This window comes from Streptococcus mitis (assembly GCF_002096895.1).
Lineage (GTDB): Bacteria > Bacillota > Bacilli > Lactobacillales > Streptococcaceae > Streptococcus > Streptococcus mitis_AH.
In genome coordinates this window covers 34,327-51,673 of record NZ_NCVI01000018.1, presented here as the reverse complement: position 1 = coordinate 51,673, position 17,347 = coordinate 34,327, and the positions used below count along the sequence as shown (strand labels likewise).

The 17,347-nt window shown below is 41.6% G+C and carries 16 protein-coding genes; 15 read left to right on the top strand and 1 reads right to left on the bottom strand.

What is annotated here, in order from left to right; all coding sequences use genetic code 11:
* Positions 1–30: 30 nt before the first annotated feature.
* Positions 31–891 carry a YihY/virulence factor BrkB family protein gene (locus B7697_RS03075; RefSeq protein ID WP_084950298.1) on the bottom strand — a complete coding sequence of 287 codons (861 nt, stop codon included), beginning with the start codon at positions 889–891 and terminating at the stop codon, positions 31–33.
* A gap of 228 nt (positions 892–1,119) precedes the next feature.
* Here B7697_RS03075 and B7697_RS03065 point away from each other — a divergent pair, with 228 nt between their 5' ends.
* From B7697_RS03065 to nadE, 15 genes are all read left to right on the top strand, one after another.
* Positions 1,120–2,214 carry a cystathionine gamma-synthase gene (locus tag B7697_RS03065; protein ID WP_033681563.1) on the top strand — a complete coding sequence of 365 codons (1,095 nt, stop codon included), beginning with the start codon at positions 1,120–1,122 and terminating at the stop codon, positions 2,212–2,214.
* A gap of 7 nt (positions 2,215–2,221) precedes the next feature.
* On the top strand, positions 2,222–3,388 hold the full coding sequence (locus tag B7697_RS03060; RefSeq protein ID WP_033681564.1) for a MalY/PatB family protein: 1,167 nt from the start codon (positions 2,222–2,224) through the stop codon (positions 3,386–3,388).
* 92 nt (positions 3,389–3,480) lie between these two features.
* Positions 3,481–6,579, top strand: coding sequence for a pilus expression-regulating Snf2 family helicase (locus B7697_RS03055; RefSeq protein WP_084950296.1), 3,099 nt, complete (start codon positions 3,481–3,483; stop codon positions 6,577–6,579).
* Positions 6,580–6,626: 47 nt separating this feature from the next.
* Positions 6,627–7,244 (top strand): divisome accessory protein ZapJ, encoded by a 618-nt coding sequence (locus B7697_RS03050; protein WP_070529128.1) that lies wholly within the window; start codon positions 6,627–6,629, stop codon positions 7,242–7,244.
* A gap of 10 nt (positions 7,245–7,254) precedes the next feature.
* Complete coding sequence (murC, locus tag B7697_RS03045) at positions 7,255–8,589, top strand: UDP-N-acetylmuramate--L-alanine ligase (protein ID WP_045607324.1); 1,335 nt, start codon at positions 7,255–7,257, stop codon at positions 8,587–8,589.
* A 9-nt stretch (positions 8,590–8,598) separates the two neighbouring features.
* Positions 8,599–9,066, top strand: coding sequence for a GNAT family N-acetyltransferase (locus B7697_RS03040; RefSeq protein WP_084950294.1), 468 nt, complete (start codon positions 8,599–8,601; stop codon positions 9,064–9,066).
* Positions 9,063–9,557, top strand: coding sequence for a GNAT family N-acetyltransferase (locus B7697_RS03035; RefSeq protein WP_084950292.1), 495 nt, complete (start codon positions 9,063–9,065; stop codon positions 9,555–9,557). Before B7697_RS03040 ends, B7697_RS03035 begins: the two co-directional genes overlap by 4 nt.
* A gap of 79 nt (positions 9,558–9,636) precedes the next feature.
* A complete protein-coding gene (mltG, locus tag B7697_RS03030) occupies positions 9,637–11,343 on the top strand; it encodes an endolytic transglycosylase MltG (protein WP_084950290.1) in 1,707 nt (568 codons plus the stop codon).
* Between the two features lie 60 nt (positions 11,344–11,403).
* Positions 11,404–11,886 (top strand): transcription elongation factor GreA, encoded by a 483-nt coding sequence (gene greA, locus B7697_RS03025; RefSeq protein ID WP_000818748.1) that lies wholly within the window; start codon positions 11,404–11,406, stop codon positions 11,884–11,886.
* A gap of 75 nt (positions 11,887–11,961) precedes the next feature.
* Positions 11,962–13,326, top strand: coding sequence for an amino acid permease (locus B7697_RS03020; RefSeq protein WP_020903458.1), 1,365 nt, complete (start codon positions 11,962–11,964; stop codon positions 13,324–13,326).
* Between the two features lie 100 nt (positions 13,327–13,426).
* Complete coding sequence (locus tag B7697_RS03015; protein WP_084950288.1) at positions 13,427–13,837, top strand: GNAT family N-acetyltransferase; 411 nt, start codon at positions 13,427–13,429, stop codon at positions 13,835–13,837.
* 367 nt (positions 13,838–14,204) lie between these two features.
* Positions 14,205–14,414 (top strand): helix-turn-helix transcriptional regulator, encoded by a 210-nt coding sequence (locus B7697_RS03005; protein WP_173875948.1) that lies wholly within the window; start codon positions 14,205–14,207, stop codon positions 14,412–14,414.
* Positions 14,404–14,892, top strand: a complete 489-nt coding sequence (locus tag B7697_RS03000; protein ID WP_084950286.1) for a DUF6773 family protein — start codon at positions 14,404–14,406, stop codon at positions 14,890–14,892. Before B7697_RS03005 ends, B7697_RS03000 begins: the two co-directional genes overlap by 11 nt.
* Positions 14,893–15,007: 115 nt before the next feature.
* Positions 15,008–16,468: a nicotinate phosphoribosyltransferase gene (locus B7697_RS02995; RefSeq protein WP_084950284.1), complete on the top strand. Its 1,461-nt coding sequence runs from the start codon at positions 15,008–15,010 to the stop codon at positions 16,466–16,468.
* On the top strand, positions 16,465–17,289 hold the full coding sequence (nadE, locus tag B7697_RS02990; RefSeq protein WP_004257179.1) for an ammonia-dependent NAD(+) synthetase: 825 nt from the start codon (positions 16,465–16,467) through the stop codon (positions 17,287–17,289). Before B7697_RS02995 ends, nadE begins: the two co-directional genes overlap by 4 nt.
* Positions 17,290–17,347 lie beyond the last annotated feature (58 nt).

Here is a 17,347-nt window from a genome sequence, read left to right as displayed (position 1 = left end):
TATGCGTTTTGTAATGAATAAAAAATGAAGTTAATTTATTCTAAAGCTCGGATCTTTCAAGCTCTGTACACTGGCATTGATCACCGCGCCGATAATCAAAATCTTAGCGATGAGAATAAACCAGAACATCATGACCACCACGACGACGGAACTGAAAAAACGCACGTCCACTAGGTGATTGACATAATTGTTAACATAGACTGAAAAGATATTGAGTAGTAAGACCAGGGTCAACAAGACAAAGGCACTACCTGGCAATACAGAGCGAATCCTTCGCACCTTAACATTGGGTAGAAAATAGTAGAGCATGACCAGGATGGCAAAAATCAAGGCATAGACCAAAGGGCCTGTTAGGTCTTGCAGATAATCAAAGAGAGGACTATCCGATTTCCAATAGCTTTTGACAAGGTTGAGGAGCATACGGCCAAAGACACTCAAAAACAGAGCTAAAGCAAAGAGAATCTGCAAACCAAAACTGACAAACAAACTCATAAGCTGATGGGAAATCATTCCACGATTTTTTGCTACTCCGTAAGCTTTATTAAAGGCTTTCTGTAGGAAATTCATGGATTTTGAAAAGGTCCAGAGGGCTGACAAAACCGCAAAACTCAATAAGCCCGTTGACGGTTGGGTCAGCACTTCTGTTATAATCTTTGCAACCACATCATAGACTGTATCTGGCAAAAATTCATTGACAACCTTTAAAAAATTAGAAACTGGAATCTGAAAATAAGGGAGGATATTAACCACCACCAAAAGAAGTGGAAAAATCGAAATCAACCAATAGTAGGCTACTGCGACACTGGTCAACTCACTATCTGATGCTTGATAATAATGCAAAAAGGCTTTTACTAAAGGCTTGTCTATCAGCTCTTTCCACCACTTTTTCATGTCACACTCCTTCACTTACAATCTTATACTCAATGAAAATCAAAGAGCAAACTAGGAAGCTAGCCGCAAGCTGTACTTGAGTACGGTAAGGCGACGCTGACGTGGTTTGAATTTGATTTTCGAAGAGTATAAGTGTATAGTTTGAAACTATAACTAGCTCTTGAAAAGAAGAAAATGAGTTGATGAAAATAAGTGGTACAATAGTTACTATAGATTTGGAGGTATTGTATGAGCAAGAAATTACACATTAACACAATTTTGGCCCAGGCGGGTATTAAGTCAGATGAAGCGACAGGTGCATTGGTGACACCGCTTCATTTTTCAACGACCTATCAGCATCCAGAGTTTGGTAAATCTACTGGATTTGACTATACGCGCACCAAAAACCCAACTCGTAGTAAGGCGGAAGAAGTCTTGGCGGCTATTGAGTCAGCAGACTATGCCCTAGCGACTAGCTCAGGAATGTCAGCAATTGTACTGGCCTTTAGCGTCTTTCCAGTAGGAAGTAAGGTCTTGGCTGTCCGTGACCTTTATGGTGGTTCTTTCCGCTGGTTTAACCAAGTGGAGCAGGAAGGCCGTTTCCATTTTAACTATGCCAATACAGAAGAAGAATTGATTGCCGAGTTAGAAAAGGACGTGGATGTTCTCTATATCGAAACACCAACCAATCCTTTGATGTTGGAATTTGATATCGAAAAACTAGCCAAATTAGCTCATGCTAAGGGTGCCAAAGTAGTGGTGGACAATACCTTCTACAGCCCTATCTACCAACGTCCGATTGAAGATGGAGCAGATATCGTTCTTCATTCAGCAACCAAGTATCTAGCAGGCCACAATGATGTCTTGGCTGGAGTTGTTGTGACCAATAGTGTAGAATTATACGAAAAGCTTTTCTACAATCTCAATACGACAGGGGCAGTCTTGTCTCCATTTGACAGTTATCAATTGATTCGTGGTCTCAAGACCTTGTCTCTTCGTATGGAGCGCTCAACAGCTAACGCCCAAGAAGTGGTTGCCTTTTTGAAGGATTCTCCAGCAGTTAAGGAAGTTCTCTACACTGGTCGTGGAGGCATGATTTCCTTTAAAGTAGCGGATGAAACACGCATTCCTCACATTTTAAACAGCCTCAAGGTCTTCTCTTTTGCGGAAAGTTTGGGTGGGGTAGAAAGTCTCATTACTTATCCAACGACTCAAACTCATGCCGATATTCCAGCAGAAGTGCGCCATTCTTATGGTTTGACAGATGACCTCTTGCGCTTGTCGATTGGGATTGAGGATGCTAGAGATTTGATTGCAGATTTGCGTCAAGCCTTGGAAGGATAAGACAAAGATGGGAAAATATGATTTTACAAGCCTGCCCAATCGTTTAGGGCACCATACCTATAAATGGAAAGAAGCAGAAACGGATAGTGAAGTCCTACCAGCTTGGATAGCGGATATGGACTTTGTAGTCTTGCCTGAAATCCGCCAAGCTGTGCAAACTTACGCTGATCAACTGGTTTATGGCTATACCTATGCCAGTGAAGAGTTAATTAAGGAAGTTCAAAAGTGGGAAGCCACACAACACGGTTACCACTTTGACAAAGAGGCTCTTGTCTTTATCGAGGGTGTGGTACCAGCCATCTCAACAGCTATTCAATCCTTTACAAAAGAAGGCGAAGCGGTTTTGATTAACACACCTGTCTATCCCCCCTTTGCACGCAGTGTTAAGTTGAACAACCGCAGATTGATTACTAATTCTTTGGTGGAAAAGGATGGTCTGTTTGAGATTGACTTTGATCAACTGGAGAAGGATTTGGTGGAAGAAGAGGTCAAACTCTATATTCTCTGCAATCCTCACAATCCTGGTGGACGTGTTTGGGAAAAGGAAGTGTTGGAGAAGATTGGCCAACTCTGCCAAAAACACGGTGTTTTCTTGGTTTCGGATGAGATTCACCAAGATTTGGCCCTCTTTGGTCACAAGCATCATTCCTTCAATACCATTAATCCTGCCTTCAAAGATTTTGCGATTGTCTTGAGCAGTGCCACTAAAACCTTTAACATTGCTGGGACAAAAAATTCCTATGCAGTTATTGAAAATCCTAAGTTGAGACTGGCTTACCAGAAACGCCAGTTGGCTAATAATCAACATGAAATTTCAGGTTTGGGTTATTTGGCGACAGAAGCTGCCTATCGCTATGGTAAGGATTGGTTAGAGGAACTTAAGCAAGTCTTTGAAGACCACATCAATTATGTGGTAGATGTATTTGGAAAAGAGACTAAAATCAAGGTCATGAAACCGCAAGGAACCTACTTGATTTGGCTTGATTTTTCAGCCTATGACCTGACTGATGAAAGATTGCAAGAGCTGTTGAGAAATGAAGCTAAGGTTATCCTCAACCGTGGTTTGGATTTTGGGGAGGAAGGAAGTCTCCATGCCCGCCTCAATGTAGCCATGCCTAAAACTCTGTTGCAAGAAGTTTGTCAGCGGATTGTGGCGACTTTTGCCAAACTTTAATAATCCAGCCTTCTAGGAGAAAAGTCTTCCTAGGAGGCTATTTTCATAGGTGAAAATATGGTATAATAAAAAGATAAGGTAAAGGTGAAAATATGGCTAAATTGATTCCGGGGAAAGTCCGTATCGAAGGCGTTGCCCTTTATGAAACTGGTAAGGTTGACATCATCAAGGAAAAGAACAATCGGCTCTACACTCGCGTTGCAGAAGAAGAACTGCGCTATAGTTTAGAGGATGATTTGGTTTTTTGTGCCTGCGATTTTTTCCAAAAGAGGGGCTACTGTGTGCATTTGGCAGCGCTGGAGCATTTTCTAAAAAATGATGAGCGTGGTCAGGAAATCTTGCAGAGTCTGGAAGAAGGTCATGAAGAAAAAGAGGCCGTTGAAACCAAGGTGACCTTGGGTGGCAAATTTTTGGACCGAATCTTGTCTCCAAAATCAGAACGTGCCTATGAATTATCGGCTGTGGGGCAGGTGGAAGCAGGAACCAATCATATCTTGTGGACGCTGAGAATCGGCCAAATCAATAGCCAAAAATACTACGTCATTCGGGATATTCCGCTTTTTTTAAGAGTTGTCGAGAAGAGAAAACCTTATATGATTGGTAAAACTTATGAGGAGTCTCTATCTTGGGAAGCCTTTAATGAGGAAAGTCAAGAACTTTTGACTTTCTTGCAGGGACTAATGGAGGAAGGATTGGCACCAGACCTCTTTTTCCAAAACCAAGGTCGGCATCTCTTTTTCCCTCTGACCTTTTTTGAGCAGGGTGTGAATTTACTGATGACCTTGCCTCATTTTCAATTTGACCACCAAGTGGATAGTTATCAGACTCTGCTTTTTCAGGATATGCATGCTGATGCCAATCTCTTTACCTTTACAGTAACAGAATACTCGGACTATTTTGAAATGGAAATCAGCGAGAGCCCCAGGGTCAATGCCTTTTATCAGGGAGCTGTGCTGTTCCATAAAGGACAGGTTTATTTTCTAACAGACCAGCAAATGCGTCTTCTCAAAGAAATCAAAGCGTTGCCTTTGGCTCACGATGGAAAGAAATACCTGCAATTTGATAGCAGTGACCGCGATAAATTGGCTTCTTGTTTAACTCTTTTTAGCCAGATGGGCACCGTTTCAGCTCCAGAACGCTTACAAATCAAATCCTTTGTGCCCTCTTTTTACTTTGACAGGGAAGAAGATAATCGGATTCGTTTAGAAATTCAGTTTGATTATGGGGATAGGCAGGTCTCTAACCGACAAGAGCTAGAAGAATTACCCTTTTCGAGTGACGCGGACTTAGAAGAAAGAGTTTTCCAAGTCTGTTTGGCAGCTGGCTTTGAAGCCGATTTTCAATCTTGGCGTCAGGCCCTAAAAGCAGAGTCTGTTTATCATTTCTTCCACGAAATCATTCCAATCTTTGAAAAACTCGGGGATGTTGACCTATCAGATAAGCTCGAAGAACTTTATAGTCTGGCGAGTCCTCAAGTGCAGATTGCCTCCAAGGGAGGTCTCTTGGAAATCCAGTTTGATTTTCAAGATATTGCCCAAGAGGAAATTGATCAAGCCATGCAGGCCTTGGTTGCCAATCAAGATTTTTACATTGATTCGTCCAATCAGGTCTACTTTTTCGATGAAGAAACCAAGAAAATTCGACAAAATCTACAGGAACTGGGGCAATTTGAGTTAAAAGATGGGGCCTTGCAGGCTCGAAAATCTTTGGCTTATAGTTTAGCTTATCTTTTTGAAGGGCGAGACCGTGTTTCTTTTTCACAAGAATTCCAGAATCTGGCTCACGATTTGACGCATCCAGAGGACTTCCCTAGACAAGCAACTCAGGTTCAGGCTGATTTGCGAGATTATCAGGAAAAGGGAATCGGCTGGTTGCAGATGCTCAATCATTATGGTTTTGGTGGGATTTTAGCTGATGATATGGGACTTGGTAAAACTCTTCAGACCATTGCTTTTTTGACCAGTCAAGTGACCAAAGAAAGTCGGGTTTTGATTTTAGCGCCGTCAGGTTTGATTTACAACTGGGCAGATGAATTTCAGAAATTTGCTCCACAGTTGGATGTGGCTGTTGTTCATGGCTTGAAAGCTAGTCGTGAAGAGATTCTTGCTGAGAGCCATCAAATCTATGTGACGAGTTATGCTACCTTCCGTCAGGACAGTGAGCTTTATCAGGGGATGGCCTTTGACTTCCTTTTCTTAGATGAGGCTCAGGTCATGAAAAATGCCCAAACTAAGATTGCCCAGACCTTGAGACAATTTGTGGTGCCGTCAGTTTTTGCCTTGTCAGGAACTCCGATTGAAAACCATCTGGGTGAGTTGTGGTCTATTTTCCAAATCGTCATGCCGGAACTTTTGCCAAGCAAGAAAGAATTTATGAAATTACCAGCTGAGCGCGTAGCTCAGTTTATCAAACCTTTCGTGATGCGACGTAAGAAAGAAGAAGTTCTGACTGAATTACCAGACTTAATCGAAGTGGTTTATAAAAATGAACTGGAAGACCAGCAGAAGGCTATCTACCTAGCCCAGTTGCAACAGATGCGAGACCGTCTGGCTCAAGTGTCAGATCAGGAATTTCAGCGAAGTCGGGTGGAAATCTTGTCTGGTCTGATGCGCTTGCGTCAAATCTGTGACACTCCTGCCCTCTTTATGGAAGATTATCAGGGAGCCAGTGGCAAACTGGATAGTCTTCGAGACCTGCTACTACAGGTGGCAGACGGCGGACACCGTGTCTTGATTTTCTCGCAGTTCAAGGGAATGTTGGAGAAAATTGAACAAGAATTGCCAGACTTGGGCTTGACTTCCTTTAAAATTACCGGTTCGACCCCAGCCAAGGAAAGACAAGATATGACCAAAGCCTTTAACCAAGGGGAAAGAGATGCCTTTCTGATTTCCCTCAAGGCTGGTGGTGTCGGTCTGAATCTGACAGGTGCTGATACGGTTATTTTGGTTGACCTTTGGTGGAATCCTGCGGTGGAAGCGCAAGCTATTGGCCGTGCCCATCGGATGGGTCAGGAAGAAACGGTTGAGGTTTATCGCTTAGTGACTAGGGGAACCATTGAAGAAAAAATTCAGGAACTCCAAGAACAAAAGAAACATCTGGTGTCACAAGTATTGGATGGAACAGAGTCACGTGGCAGTCTGACCCTAGCAGAAATTAGAGAAATTTTGGGAATTTCTGAAGCCAGCACTTGAAAAATCAAGACAATACGCTATAATGAAGTGTTGAAAGGAAATAGAAAATGAGAGAAGAACGATTTCCATTGGTGTCAGATGATGAGGTCATGCTGACTGAAATGCCGGTTATGGACCTCTATGATGAATCTGACTTTATCAGTAATATCAAGGGAGAATACCGTGATAAGAATTATCTGGAGTGGGCCCCTATTACTGAAGAAAAACCAGTTAAACCGCTTGAAAAGCCAGTAGAGAAACCTAAGAAGGCTGGGTTAGGGGTTAAAAAAGAAGGAAAGAGCTATGCTGAGGTGGCGCGTGAAGAAGCGCGTGCGGACTTGAAAAAGAAACGATCAGCAAGTTATCTGACCAAGGATATTACTCCTACAAGACACCATTCTAAGCCAAGTCTAGTTAGACAGGGCAATCAACCTACTGCGCCTTTCCAAAAGGAAAATCCTGGTGAATTTGTTAAATATAGTCAAAAATTGACCCAGTCTCATTACATCTTGGCGGAAGAAGTGAGCAATATTTCGACTCAAGCTGAGCCAAAAGAAACTTCAGGACCAAAGAAAAACAACTATGATTTTCTGAAGAAGAGCCAAATCTACAATAAAAAGAATCAACAAAAAGAACAAGAACGTCGGGTTGCCCAAGAGTTGAATCTGACAAGAATTACGGAATAGGGGAGAAAACATGTCAAAGACATATCATTTTATCGGAATTAAGGGATCAGGGATGAGTGCCTTGGCCTTGATGTTGCACCAAATGGGGCACAAGGTTCAAGGATCAGATGTTGAAAAATACTACTTTACTCAACGTGGTCTTGAGCAGGCAGGAATTACCATTCTTCCTTTTGATGAAAAGAATCTAGACGGTGATATGGAAATCATCGCTGGAAATGCCTTTCGTCCAGATAACAACGTCGAAATTGCCTATGCGGACCAAAATGGCATCAGCTACAAGCGTTACCATGAGTTCCTAGGTAGCTTTATGCGTGACTTTGTTAGCATGGGAGTTGCTGGAGCACACGGAAAAACTTCAACTACAGGGATGTTGTCTCATGTCTTGTCTCACATTACGGACACCAGCTTCTTGATTGGAGACGGGACAGGTCGTGGATCAGCCAATGCCAAATATTTTGTCTTTGAATCTGACGAATATGAGCGCCACTTCATGCCTTACCATCCAGAATACTCTATTATCACCAACATTGACTTTGACCATCCAGACTATTTCACAAGTCTAGAGGATGTTTTCAATGCCTTTAACGACTATGCTAAACAAATTACCAAAGGTTTGTTTATCTACGGTGAAGATGCTGAATTGCGTAAGATTACGTCTGATGCTCCAATTTATTATTATGGTTTTGAAGCAGAAGGTAATGACTTTGTCGCTAGTGATCTTCTTCGTTCAACAACTGGTTCAACCTTCACCGTTCATTTCCGTGGTCAAGAATTAGGGCAATTCCACATTCCAACCTTTGGTCGTCACAATATCATGAATGCGACAGCCGTTATTGGTCTTCTTTACACAGCAGGATTTGATTTGAACTTGGTGCGTGAACACTTGAAAACATTTGCAGGTGTTAAGCGTCGTTTCACTGAGAAAATTGTCAATGACACAGTTATTATCGATGACTTTGCCCACCATCCAACAGAAATTATTGCTACCTTGGATGCAGCTCGTCAGAAATACCCAAGTAAGGAAATCGTAGCAGTCTTCCAACCGCATACTTTTACAAGAACAATCGCTTTATTGGACGACTTTGCCCACGCTTTGAACCAAGCGGATGCTGTTTACCTAGCGCAAATTTATGGGTCAGCTCGTGAAGTAGACCATGGTGATGTTAAGGTAGAAGACCTAGCCAATAAAATCAATAAGAAACACCAAGTTATCACTGTTGAAAATGTTTCTCCACTCCTAGACCATGACAATGCTGTTTATGTCTTTATGGGAGCAGGAGATATCCAAACCTATGAATACTCATTTGAGCGACTCTTGTCAAATTTGACAAGCAATGTTCAATAGGATTTTCCCATGGAAATTCCAATTAAGATCATTCAGGCAAGTAAGTCTGATTTGGCTGAGATAGAGGAACTTCAGTCTTCATCTTTTCCAGCTGAAAAGCAGCAACCTTCCCATATTTTAGAAGAAAGTATCCGTAAGTCTGCGGATACCTTTCTTCTAGCTAGGGATGAAAATCAGCTGTTGGGTTATATTCTAGGCGGTCCTCAGTCCCACAATCCGCAATGTCTAGAAGTACATTCTTTAGTCATCGAGGCCGACCATCAGAGACAGGGTTTGGGAACGCTTCTTCTTGCGGCTTTGAAAGAGGTGGCAGTTGAGCAGGATTACAAAGCTATTCGTTTGAAGAGTCCTGATGAGTTGCTTTCCTATTTTGAAATGAACGGTTTTATTGATGAAGAAGAAGTAGCTTCGCTTTATGCAGCTAGTCAAGGTTTTAGTATGATTTGGTTTAATCCTTTTTATCTGGAGGCACAATGAAAATCAGACAAGCAAGATTAGAAGATTTAGATCGTATCGTTGAGATTGAACTAGAAAATTTCTCACTTGAAGAAGCCATTCCTCGCTCGGTTTTTGAGGCTCATTTGCGAGAAATTCAGACCTCTTTTCTGGTTGCAGAAAAAGAAGGCAGAATCATGGGGTATATCGAAGGGCCGGTTGGACCACACCGTCATCTGCAAGATCAGTCTTTTACAGAAGAGATAGAAGATTATAGTCATGAGCCGGGTGGTTATATCTCTGTGACCTGTCTTTCCATTGCCAAGGAGGCACAGGGCCTAGGACTGGGTCAGAAATTGCTAACAGCTTTGAAAGAGCTGGCTCTTGAACACGAAAGAGAAGGCATTAACCTAACCTGTCATGACTATCTCATTGCCTACTACGAAAAGCATGGATTTGTCAATGAAGGCCAGTCTCAGTCAACCTTTGCAGGGGAAACCTGGTATGATATGGTCTGGGAAGCTAAAAAATAAGCGAGAAAAGCATGCTAGGTTGCTTTTCTTTCGTTTTTAAGATATAATATTATGGATTGTCAACGAGGAGGATAAACTTTTGAGTGAAAAAACAAGAGAAGACGAAAAATTAAGCTTTAAAGAGCAAATTTTACGTGATTTAGAGAGAGTAAAAAAACAAGATAGAAGTGAGCAAGAAAATGAGATTACAAGTTTTGAAACTCCTTTATCTCAAGAAGATTCAGTAGTTCCTTCAACTCAGGAACATGAACCTTCAGCAGAAGAGTTGATGGCTAATTCTCTTTCTGTTGTGGATCAAATATTAAAGAATGCTCCTAGTGTTCCATCACGCTCAAATGACATTTCGGATGAAATTGCAGCAAATGAAGAAGTTGCAGAATCTAAAATTGAAACGGTTGTTGAACCTGTAGTTGAACCAGTAGAACCTATTTTCGAGCCAGTTCAACCAAAAGTAGAACCTGTAAAACTTAACGAAGACAAAGAATTTAACGAGATTCCAACAAAGGTTGCGGTGTCGTATAAAACAAGTAGACAACAGGAAGAAGTTAGTACTCCTGCAGTGGATAATGAGTTGTCTGAGTCAGCTGAATCGACAGATAGCCTAGATTCAGTTCCTAGACGTAGTCGTCGCGAAACTGTTAAACCTGTTAAGAAGAAAAAATCACATTTGAAGGCTTTCTTCATTTCACTACTGATTTTCCTTGCTCTGATTTCAGCAGGTGGTTACTTCGGTTATCAGTATGTTCAGTCATCCTTGCTACCTGTTGATGCAAATTCTAAGGAATATGTGACTGTTCAAATTCCAGAAGGTTCCAATGTCCAAGAAATTGGGAATTCTTTGGAAAAATCTGGTTTGGTCAAACATGGAATTATCTTCAGCTTGTATGCTAAATACAAAAATTACTCTGATTTCAAATCAGGATACTATAACTTGATGAAGAGCATGAGTACAGAAGACATCATTAAGGAACTACAAAAAGGTGGTACACCTGAACCTCAGGCTCCATCTCTTGCAAACTTGACAATTCCAGAAGGATATACCATTGATCAAATTGCCCAAGCTGTAGGCCAATTACAAGGTGAATTTAAAGAACCTTTGACAGCGGAAGCTTTCTTGGCTAAAGTTCAAGATGACAACTTTATTAGTCAAGAAGTTGCTAAATATCCAAACCTACTCGAAAGCTTGCCAACGAAAGAAAGTGGAGCTCGTTATCGTTTAGAAGGTTATCTTTTCCCAGCGACCTACTCTATCAAGGAAAGCACAACTATTGAAAGCTTGATTGATGAGATGTTGGCAGCCATGGATAAAACATTGACTCCGCACTATAGTGCAATTAAGTCTAAGAACTTGACAGTCAATGAATTGCTAACAATTGCTTCACTTGTTGAAAAAGAAGGGGCTAAGACTGAAGACCGTAAGTTGATTGCGGGTGTTTTCTACAACCGTTTGAATCTTGGCATGCCACTTCAAAGCAATATTGCAATCTTGTATGCTCAAGGCAAACTTGGTCAAAATATCAGCCTAGCAGATGACGCTGGAATTGATACATCGATTAATTCACCATATAATGTTTATACAAAACCTGGTTTGATGCCTGGTCCAGTGGATAGTCCAAGTCAGGACGCGATTGAAGCAAGTATCAACCAAACTAAGAGTGAGAACCTCTACTTTGTAGCCAATGTTACAGATGGTAAAGTCTATTACGCAGTGACACAGGAAGAACATGATCGTAATGTAGCTGAACACGTCAATAGCAAACTTACTCAAAATAGTAGTTCAAACTAAGACTACAACAATGAGAATCTCAGATAGAGATTCAATACTATCGAAAGAAAGTTGAGAAAAATGGCAGAAAAAACATATCCTATGACCCTAGCGGAAAAGGAAAAACTTGAAAAAGAATTAGAAGAATTGAAATTGGTCCGCCGACCAGAAGTGGTAGAACGTATTAAGATTGCCCGTTCATATGGTGATCTTTCAGAAAACAGTGAGTACGAAGCAGCTAAGGATGAACAAGCCTTTGTCGAAGGACAGATCTCTAGCTTGGAAACAAAAATCCGCTATGCTGAAATCGTTAATAGCGACTCAGTTGCCGATGATGAAGTAGCGATTGGTAAAACAGTGACTATCCAAGAAATTGGTGAGGACGAAGAAGAAGTTTATATTATCGTAGGTTCAGCCGGTGCAGATGCCTTTGCGGGTAAAGTTTCAAATGAAAGCCCAATTGGACAAGCCTTGATTGGCAAGAAAACAGGTGATACAGCAACCATTGAAACACCTGTTGGTAGCTATGATGTAAAAATCTTAAAGGTTGAAAAAACAGCCTAAAAACAGAAAAAAGGAGTGGGGAGGCAGTGCGCTTCACTCACTCTTTTTTCCATTTTAAATTGAATTGGAGACTATATGAGTTCAAAGAAGAAAAAAAATAAGATGGAGCGTGGTTTAACTAATCGTCACGTACAGGTTATGGCCATCGCCGGAACAATCGGAACAGGACTCTTTTTGGGAGCGGGTCGCTCAATTAGCCTAACAGGTCCGTCCATTGTACTGATTTATATGATTACTGGGGCTTTTATGTTCCTCATGATGCGTGCGGTTGGGGAAATGCTCTACCAAGACCCTGAGCAACATACCTTTATCAACTTTATCACGCGCCATTTGGGTAAGGGCTGGGGCTATTTCTCAGTTTGGTCTTACTGGCTATCCGTTGTCTTTATCGGTATGGCGGAAATCACAGCTATCTCTCACTATGTTCAGTTTTGGTTCCCGAGCTGGCCAAGTTGGATGATTGAGATTGGATTTTTGACCATTTTAGCCTTGGTCAATCTGATTGCGGTTAAGCTCTTTGGAGAAGTTGAGTTTTGGTTTGCTATGGTTAAGATTGTGGCTATTTTAGCTATGATCGCCACAGGAGTCTTTATGGTCTTGACTGGCTTTAAGACACCTCATGGAGTAGCAAGTTTGGCCAATATCACCGACAATTTCTCCCTCTTTCCTAATGGTGGAGTGAACTTTGTCATGGCCTTTCAGATGGTTTTCTTTGCTTACCTCATGATTGAGTTTATCGGGGTAACAACTTCTGAAACCAAAAATCCACGTCAGGTCTTGCCAAAAGCCGTTAAGGAAATTCCTTTGCGAATCGTCTTTTTCTATGGTGGAGCTCTCTTGGCCATTATGTCCATTATCCCATGGCGTGAACTTGCATCGGCTGATTCTCCTTTTGTTACAGTATTTGAATTGGCAGGTATCAAGTGGGCAGCAGCCTTGATTAACTTCGTCGTTTTGACTTCAGCAGCATCTGCTCTCAATTCAACCCTTTATTCAACAGGGCGTCACTTGTATCAGATTGCTCATGATTCGCCAAATCCATTCTTAAAGGCGATTAAGGCGGATACTCTTTCTCGCCACAATGTGCCACAAAATGCCATCATAGCTTCAGCGATCTTGATTGCCCTAGCAGCCTTTATTAATGTCTTGCCAGGTGTTTCGGATGCCTTTGCCTTGATTACGGCATCATCATCAGGTGTCTATATTGCCATTTATATCTTGATTATGGTTGCTCACCTTAAATACCGCAAGTCACCAGACTTTATGGCGGATGGCTACCTTATGCCACATTATCGTTTCCTAAATCCTCTAACCATGCTCTTCTTTGCCTTTGTCTTTGTAACCCTCTTTTTACAAGAGTCTACATTTGTAGGAGCAATCGGTTCAGCTATCTGGATTATCGGTTTTGGTATTTATAGCCAGTGGAAATTTAGAAAATAGATTTGAAACTCATCAACTCAGGTTGGTGGGTTTTTGCTAGTTTGACAGTCTATTGAAATAAGACTATAATCAAGCTGTAACAGTGTTTAAGGAGTTTTAGATGTACTTTAGATTGGAAAATAAGGAATCCCATAAATCACAAGAAATAGGGAATCTGATTCGTGCTTATAATCGTTCAAAAAGAGAAGAGGCTGAAAGTGAGCCACTGAATCTTTATGTCGAAGATGATAAGGGCAATCTCCTGGCAGGTTTGATAGCAGAGACTTTTGGAAATTGGCTAGAAATCGAGTATTTATTTGTAAAAGAGGAACTGAGAGGGCAAGGAATCGGTTCAAAACTGTTGCAACAAGCAGAAACTGAAGCTAAGAATCGAAACTGTCATTTTGCTTTTGTCAATACTTACCAGTTTCAAGCTCCAGATTTTTATAAAAGGCATGGCTACAAGGAAGTCTTTACTTTACAAGACTATCCCTACATTGGGCAAAGACATTACTACCAAAAGAATCTGTAAGGTGAATATGAAGGTACAATACAAAGAGAGTCTCACACATAAGTATGGAGGTGGACTGCTGGATATGAGTAACTATCGATAAGTAGCAGTTATAATCTAGAAATTGTGTCTTCCTAGACGATATTGAAGATAATACAATCGCAGCTGAGAAATTGGGAATCAAGGTCTATACGGTTAAGAAGAGAAGTGATTTCGTCGATATTTTGAAATCCTATATTTAAACTCAAAACTCTCTATTTTTTTTGTGATAGAGAGTTTTTGTTAATAAAATATTACAAAATGACAGGTATATATTGCATTGGGTTGGATATATGATATAATAATGTTAAAGAGAGCGCAACTTTTTAAAACTATAAGGAGGACGCAGGTGGCTAAAAATTTAAAATTAAAATTAGCTCGTGTGGAGCTTGATTTAACACAAGGTCAACTGGCAGAGGCTGTCGGGGTGACGCGACAGACTATTGGTTTGATAGAGGCGGGAAAATACAATCCCAGTCTCTCGCTCTGCCAGTCCATTTGCAGATGTTTAGGGAAAACCCTAGACCAATTATTTTGGGAGGAAGAAGATGGTAACTAAATTTATTCATTATCAATTACTTGACGAAAGAGAAGAACAACTAATCAATAAAGCTGGGGCAGAGTCTTTTTCACTCTTTATTGGGCTTGTACTTCTAAGCTATTTGGTGGCAGTGTTGGCTCCATCTCTTTTTAATCCGAATTTTCTAGTCTATACTCTGATAGTAGGAATTTTCTTCTTTTTCAATCGAGCCCGTTATCTGGGAGTGACCTACTATAGTCGTTTTCATTTTACGATTTTGGGTTGTTTTTTCCTAACCTTGGCTATTACTGCTCTTTTGATGTTGCAGAATTATCAATTCAACATAGAAATTTATCAGCATAATCCTTTAAACGTTAAATACTTGTCTGCTTGGGTTATTACTTATGTCATTTACCTTCCTTGGGTCTTTATCGGCAATCTCGGTCTTAAGAGTTATGGCGAATGGGCTCAGAAAAAATTTGAGCAAGACATGGATGAACTGGAGAGTGGAGAATAGCTTGTTACTCTTTTCTCAATCCAGCTAAAATGTGATATAATAGTACTAATTTATTGGAATACATGAAAGTTTTTGAAAATTTTCATGTATTTCTAGCTAAGGAAGTAGGAAAAGTATGTATCCAGATGATAGTTTGACATTGCACACGGACTTGTACCAGATTAACATGATGCAGGTTTACTTTGACCAAGGAATTCACAATAAGAAGGCGGTTTTTGAGGTATATTTCCGCCAACAGCCTTTTAAGAACGGCTATGCGGTTTTTGCTGGTTTGGAAAGAATTGTGAACTATCTTGAAGACTTGCGTTTTTCAGATAGTGATATTGCCTATTTGGAGTCGCTTGGCTATCATGGGGAATTCTTGGACTATCTTCGCAATTTCAAGTTGGAGTTGACCGTTCGTTCTGCCCAAGAAGGGGATTTGGTTTTTGCTAATGAACCGATTGTGCAAGTTGAAGGCCCTTTAGCCCAATGCCAGTTGGTCGAAACGGCTCTTTTGAACATCGTCAACTACCAGACCTTGGTGGCTACTAAGGCAGCTCGTATTCGTTCAGTTATCGAAGATGAACCCTTGATGGAGTTTGGGACACGTAGGGCGCAAGAAATGGATGCGGCTATCTGGGGAACACGCGCAGCGGTGATTGGTGGTGCCAATGGAACCAGCAACGTGCGTGCTGGTAAACTCTTTGACATTCCTGTCTTGGGTACCCATGCCCATTCCTTGGTGCAGGTTTATGGTAACGACTATGAGGCTTTCAAAGCTTACGCCGCAACCCACAAAAACTGTGTCTTTCTTGTGGACACTTATGACACCCTTCGTATCGGTGTACCAGCTGCCATTCAGGTGGCACGTGAGCTAGGCGACCAGATTAACTTTATGGGTGTGCGGATTGACTCTGGGGATATTGCCTACATTTCTAAGAAAGTCCGTCAGCAACTAGACGAGGCTGGTTTTACAGAGGCTAAGATTTATGCTTCAAATGATCTAGATGAAAATACCATCCTCAATCTCAAGATGCAAAAGGCTAAGATTGATGTCTGGGGTGTGGGAACTAAGCTGATTACAGCTTATGACCAGCCTGCTCTTGGAGCAGTTTATAAGATTGTGGCCATCGAAGATGAAAATGGTAACATGCGCAATACCATCAAGCTGTCTAATAATGCGGAAAAAGTGTCAACGCCAGGTAAGAAGCAGGTGTGGCGGATTACCAGTCGTGAAAAAGGCAAGTCAGAGGGCGACTACATCACCTATGATGGTGTGGATGTGAGTGACATGACAGAAATCAAGATGTTCCATCCGACTTATACTTACATCAAGAAAACCGTTCGTAATTTTGATGCTGTTCCTCTCTTGGTGGATATCTTTAAAGACGGAAAATTGATTTACAACTTGCCTAGCTTGACTGAGATTCAGGATTATGCTCGTAAGGAATTTGACAAGCTTTGGGATGAGTATAAGCGTGTGCTCAATCCGCAGCACTATCCAGTGGATTTGGCGCGTGATGTATGGCAAGATAAGATGGACTTGATTGACAAAATGCGCAAGGAAGCCCTTGGTGAAGGAGAAGAAGAATGAGTTTGCAAGAAACGATTATCCAAGAGCTGGGTGTCAAACCGGTGATTGATGCCCAGGAAGAAATTCGTCGTTCCATTGATTTTTTAAAAAGATATTTGAAAAAACACCCCTTCCTTAAAACTTTTGTACTAGGGATTTCTGGAGGACAAGACTCAACCTTAGCAGGACGATTGGCTCAACTGGCCATGGAAGAACTGCGAGCAGAGACAGGGGATGATAGCTACAAATTTATCGCTGTCCGTCTGCCATATGGAGTGCAAGCTGATGAAGCAGATGCTCAAAAAGCCCTAGCCTTCATCCAGCCAGATGTCAGCTTGGTTGTGAATATTAAGGAATCAGCTGATGCCATGACAGCCGCAGTTGAAGCGACAGGTAGTCCTGTCTCAGACTTCAACAAGGGCAATATCAAGGCTCGTTGCCGTATGATTGCTCAGTATGCCCTTGCTGGTGCCCATAGCGGAGCGGTCATTGGAACAGACCACGCCGCGGAAAATATCACAGGTTTCTTTACCAAGTTTGGTGACGGTGGTGCGGATATTCTCCCTCTTTATCGCCTCAATAAACGCCAAGGAAAACAACTCTTGCAGGAACTTGGTGCAGACCCAGCACTTTATGAAAAAATTCCAACGGCAGATCTAGAAGAAGACAAACCAGGTCTAGCTGACGAAGTAGCCCTCGGAGTCACTTATGAAGAGATTGACGACTACCTAGAAGGTAAAACAATTAGCCCAGAAGCCCAAGCTACTATCGAAAACTGGTGGCACAAAGGCCAACACAAACGCCACCTACCCATCACCGTATTTGATGACTTTTGGGAGTAAAAAGGTCCTGTGGACCTTTTTACCCTGAGCCTAGAAATGAGAAAGCGAGGAAGGTCCT

Bases quoted from the DNA above. Each gene is read 5' to 3' on its own strand.
- nadE (WP_004257179.1), top strand. From the start codon at position 16,465: ATGAGTTTGCAAGAAACGATTATCCAAGAGCTGGGTGTCAAACCGGTG.
- B7697_RS03035 (WP_084950292.1), top strand. From the start codon at position 9,063: ATGAAAATCAGACAAGCAAGATTAGAAGATTTAGATCGTATCGTTGAG.
- B7697_RS03075 (WP_084950298.1), bottom strand. From the start codon at position 891: ATGAAAAAGTGGTGGAAAGAGCTGATAGACAAGCCTTTAGTAAAAGCC.
- murC (WP_045607324.1), top strand. From the start codon at position 7,255: ATGTCAAAGACATATCATTTTATCGGAATTAAGGGATCAGGGATGAGT.
- B7697_RS02995 (WP_084950284.1), top strand. From the start codon at position 15,008: ATGTATCCAGATGATAGTTTGACATTGCACACGGACTTGTACCAGATT.
- B7697_RS03000 (WP_084950286.1), top strand. From the start codon at position 14,404: ATGGTAACTAAATTTATTCATTATCAATTACTTGACGAAAGAGAAGAA.
- B7697_RS03020 (WP_020903458.1), top strand. From the start codon at position 11,962: ATGAGTTCAAAGAAGAAAAAAAATAAGATGGAGCGTGGTTTAACTAAT.
- B7697_RS03050 (WP_070529128.1), top strand. From the start codon at position 6,627: ATGAGAGAAGAACGATTTCCATTGGTGTCAGATGATGAGGTCATGCTG.
- B7697_RS03040 (WP_084950294.1), top strand. From the start codon at position 8,599: ATGGAAATTCCAATTAAGATCATTCAGGCAAGTAAGTCTGATTTGGCT.
- B7697_RS03055 (WP_084950296.1), top strand. From the start codon at position 3,481: ATGGCTAAATTGATTCCGGGGAAAGTCCGTATCGAAGGCGTTGCCCTT.
- greA (WP_000818748.1), top strand. From the start codon at position 11,404: ATGGCAGAAAAAACATATCCTATGACCCTAGCGGAAAAGGAAAAACTT.
- B7697_RS03015 (WP_084950288.1), top strand. From the start codon at position 13,427: ATGTACTTTAGATTGGAAAATAAGGAATCCCATAAATCACAAGAAATA.
- B7697_RS03060 (WP_033681564.1), top strand. From the start codon at position 2,222: ATGGGAAAATATGATTTTACAAGCCTGCCCAATCGTTTAGGGCACCAT.
- B7697_RS03065 (WP_033681563.1), top strand. From the start codon at position 1,120: ATGAGCAAGAAATTACACATTAACACAATTTTGGCCCAGGCGGGTATT.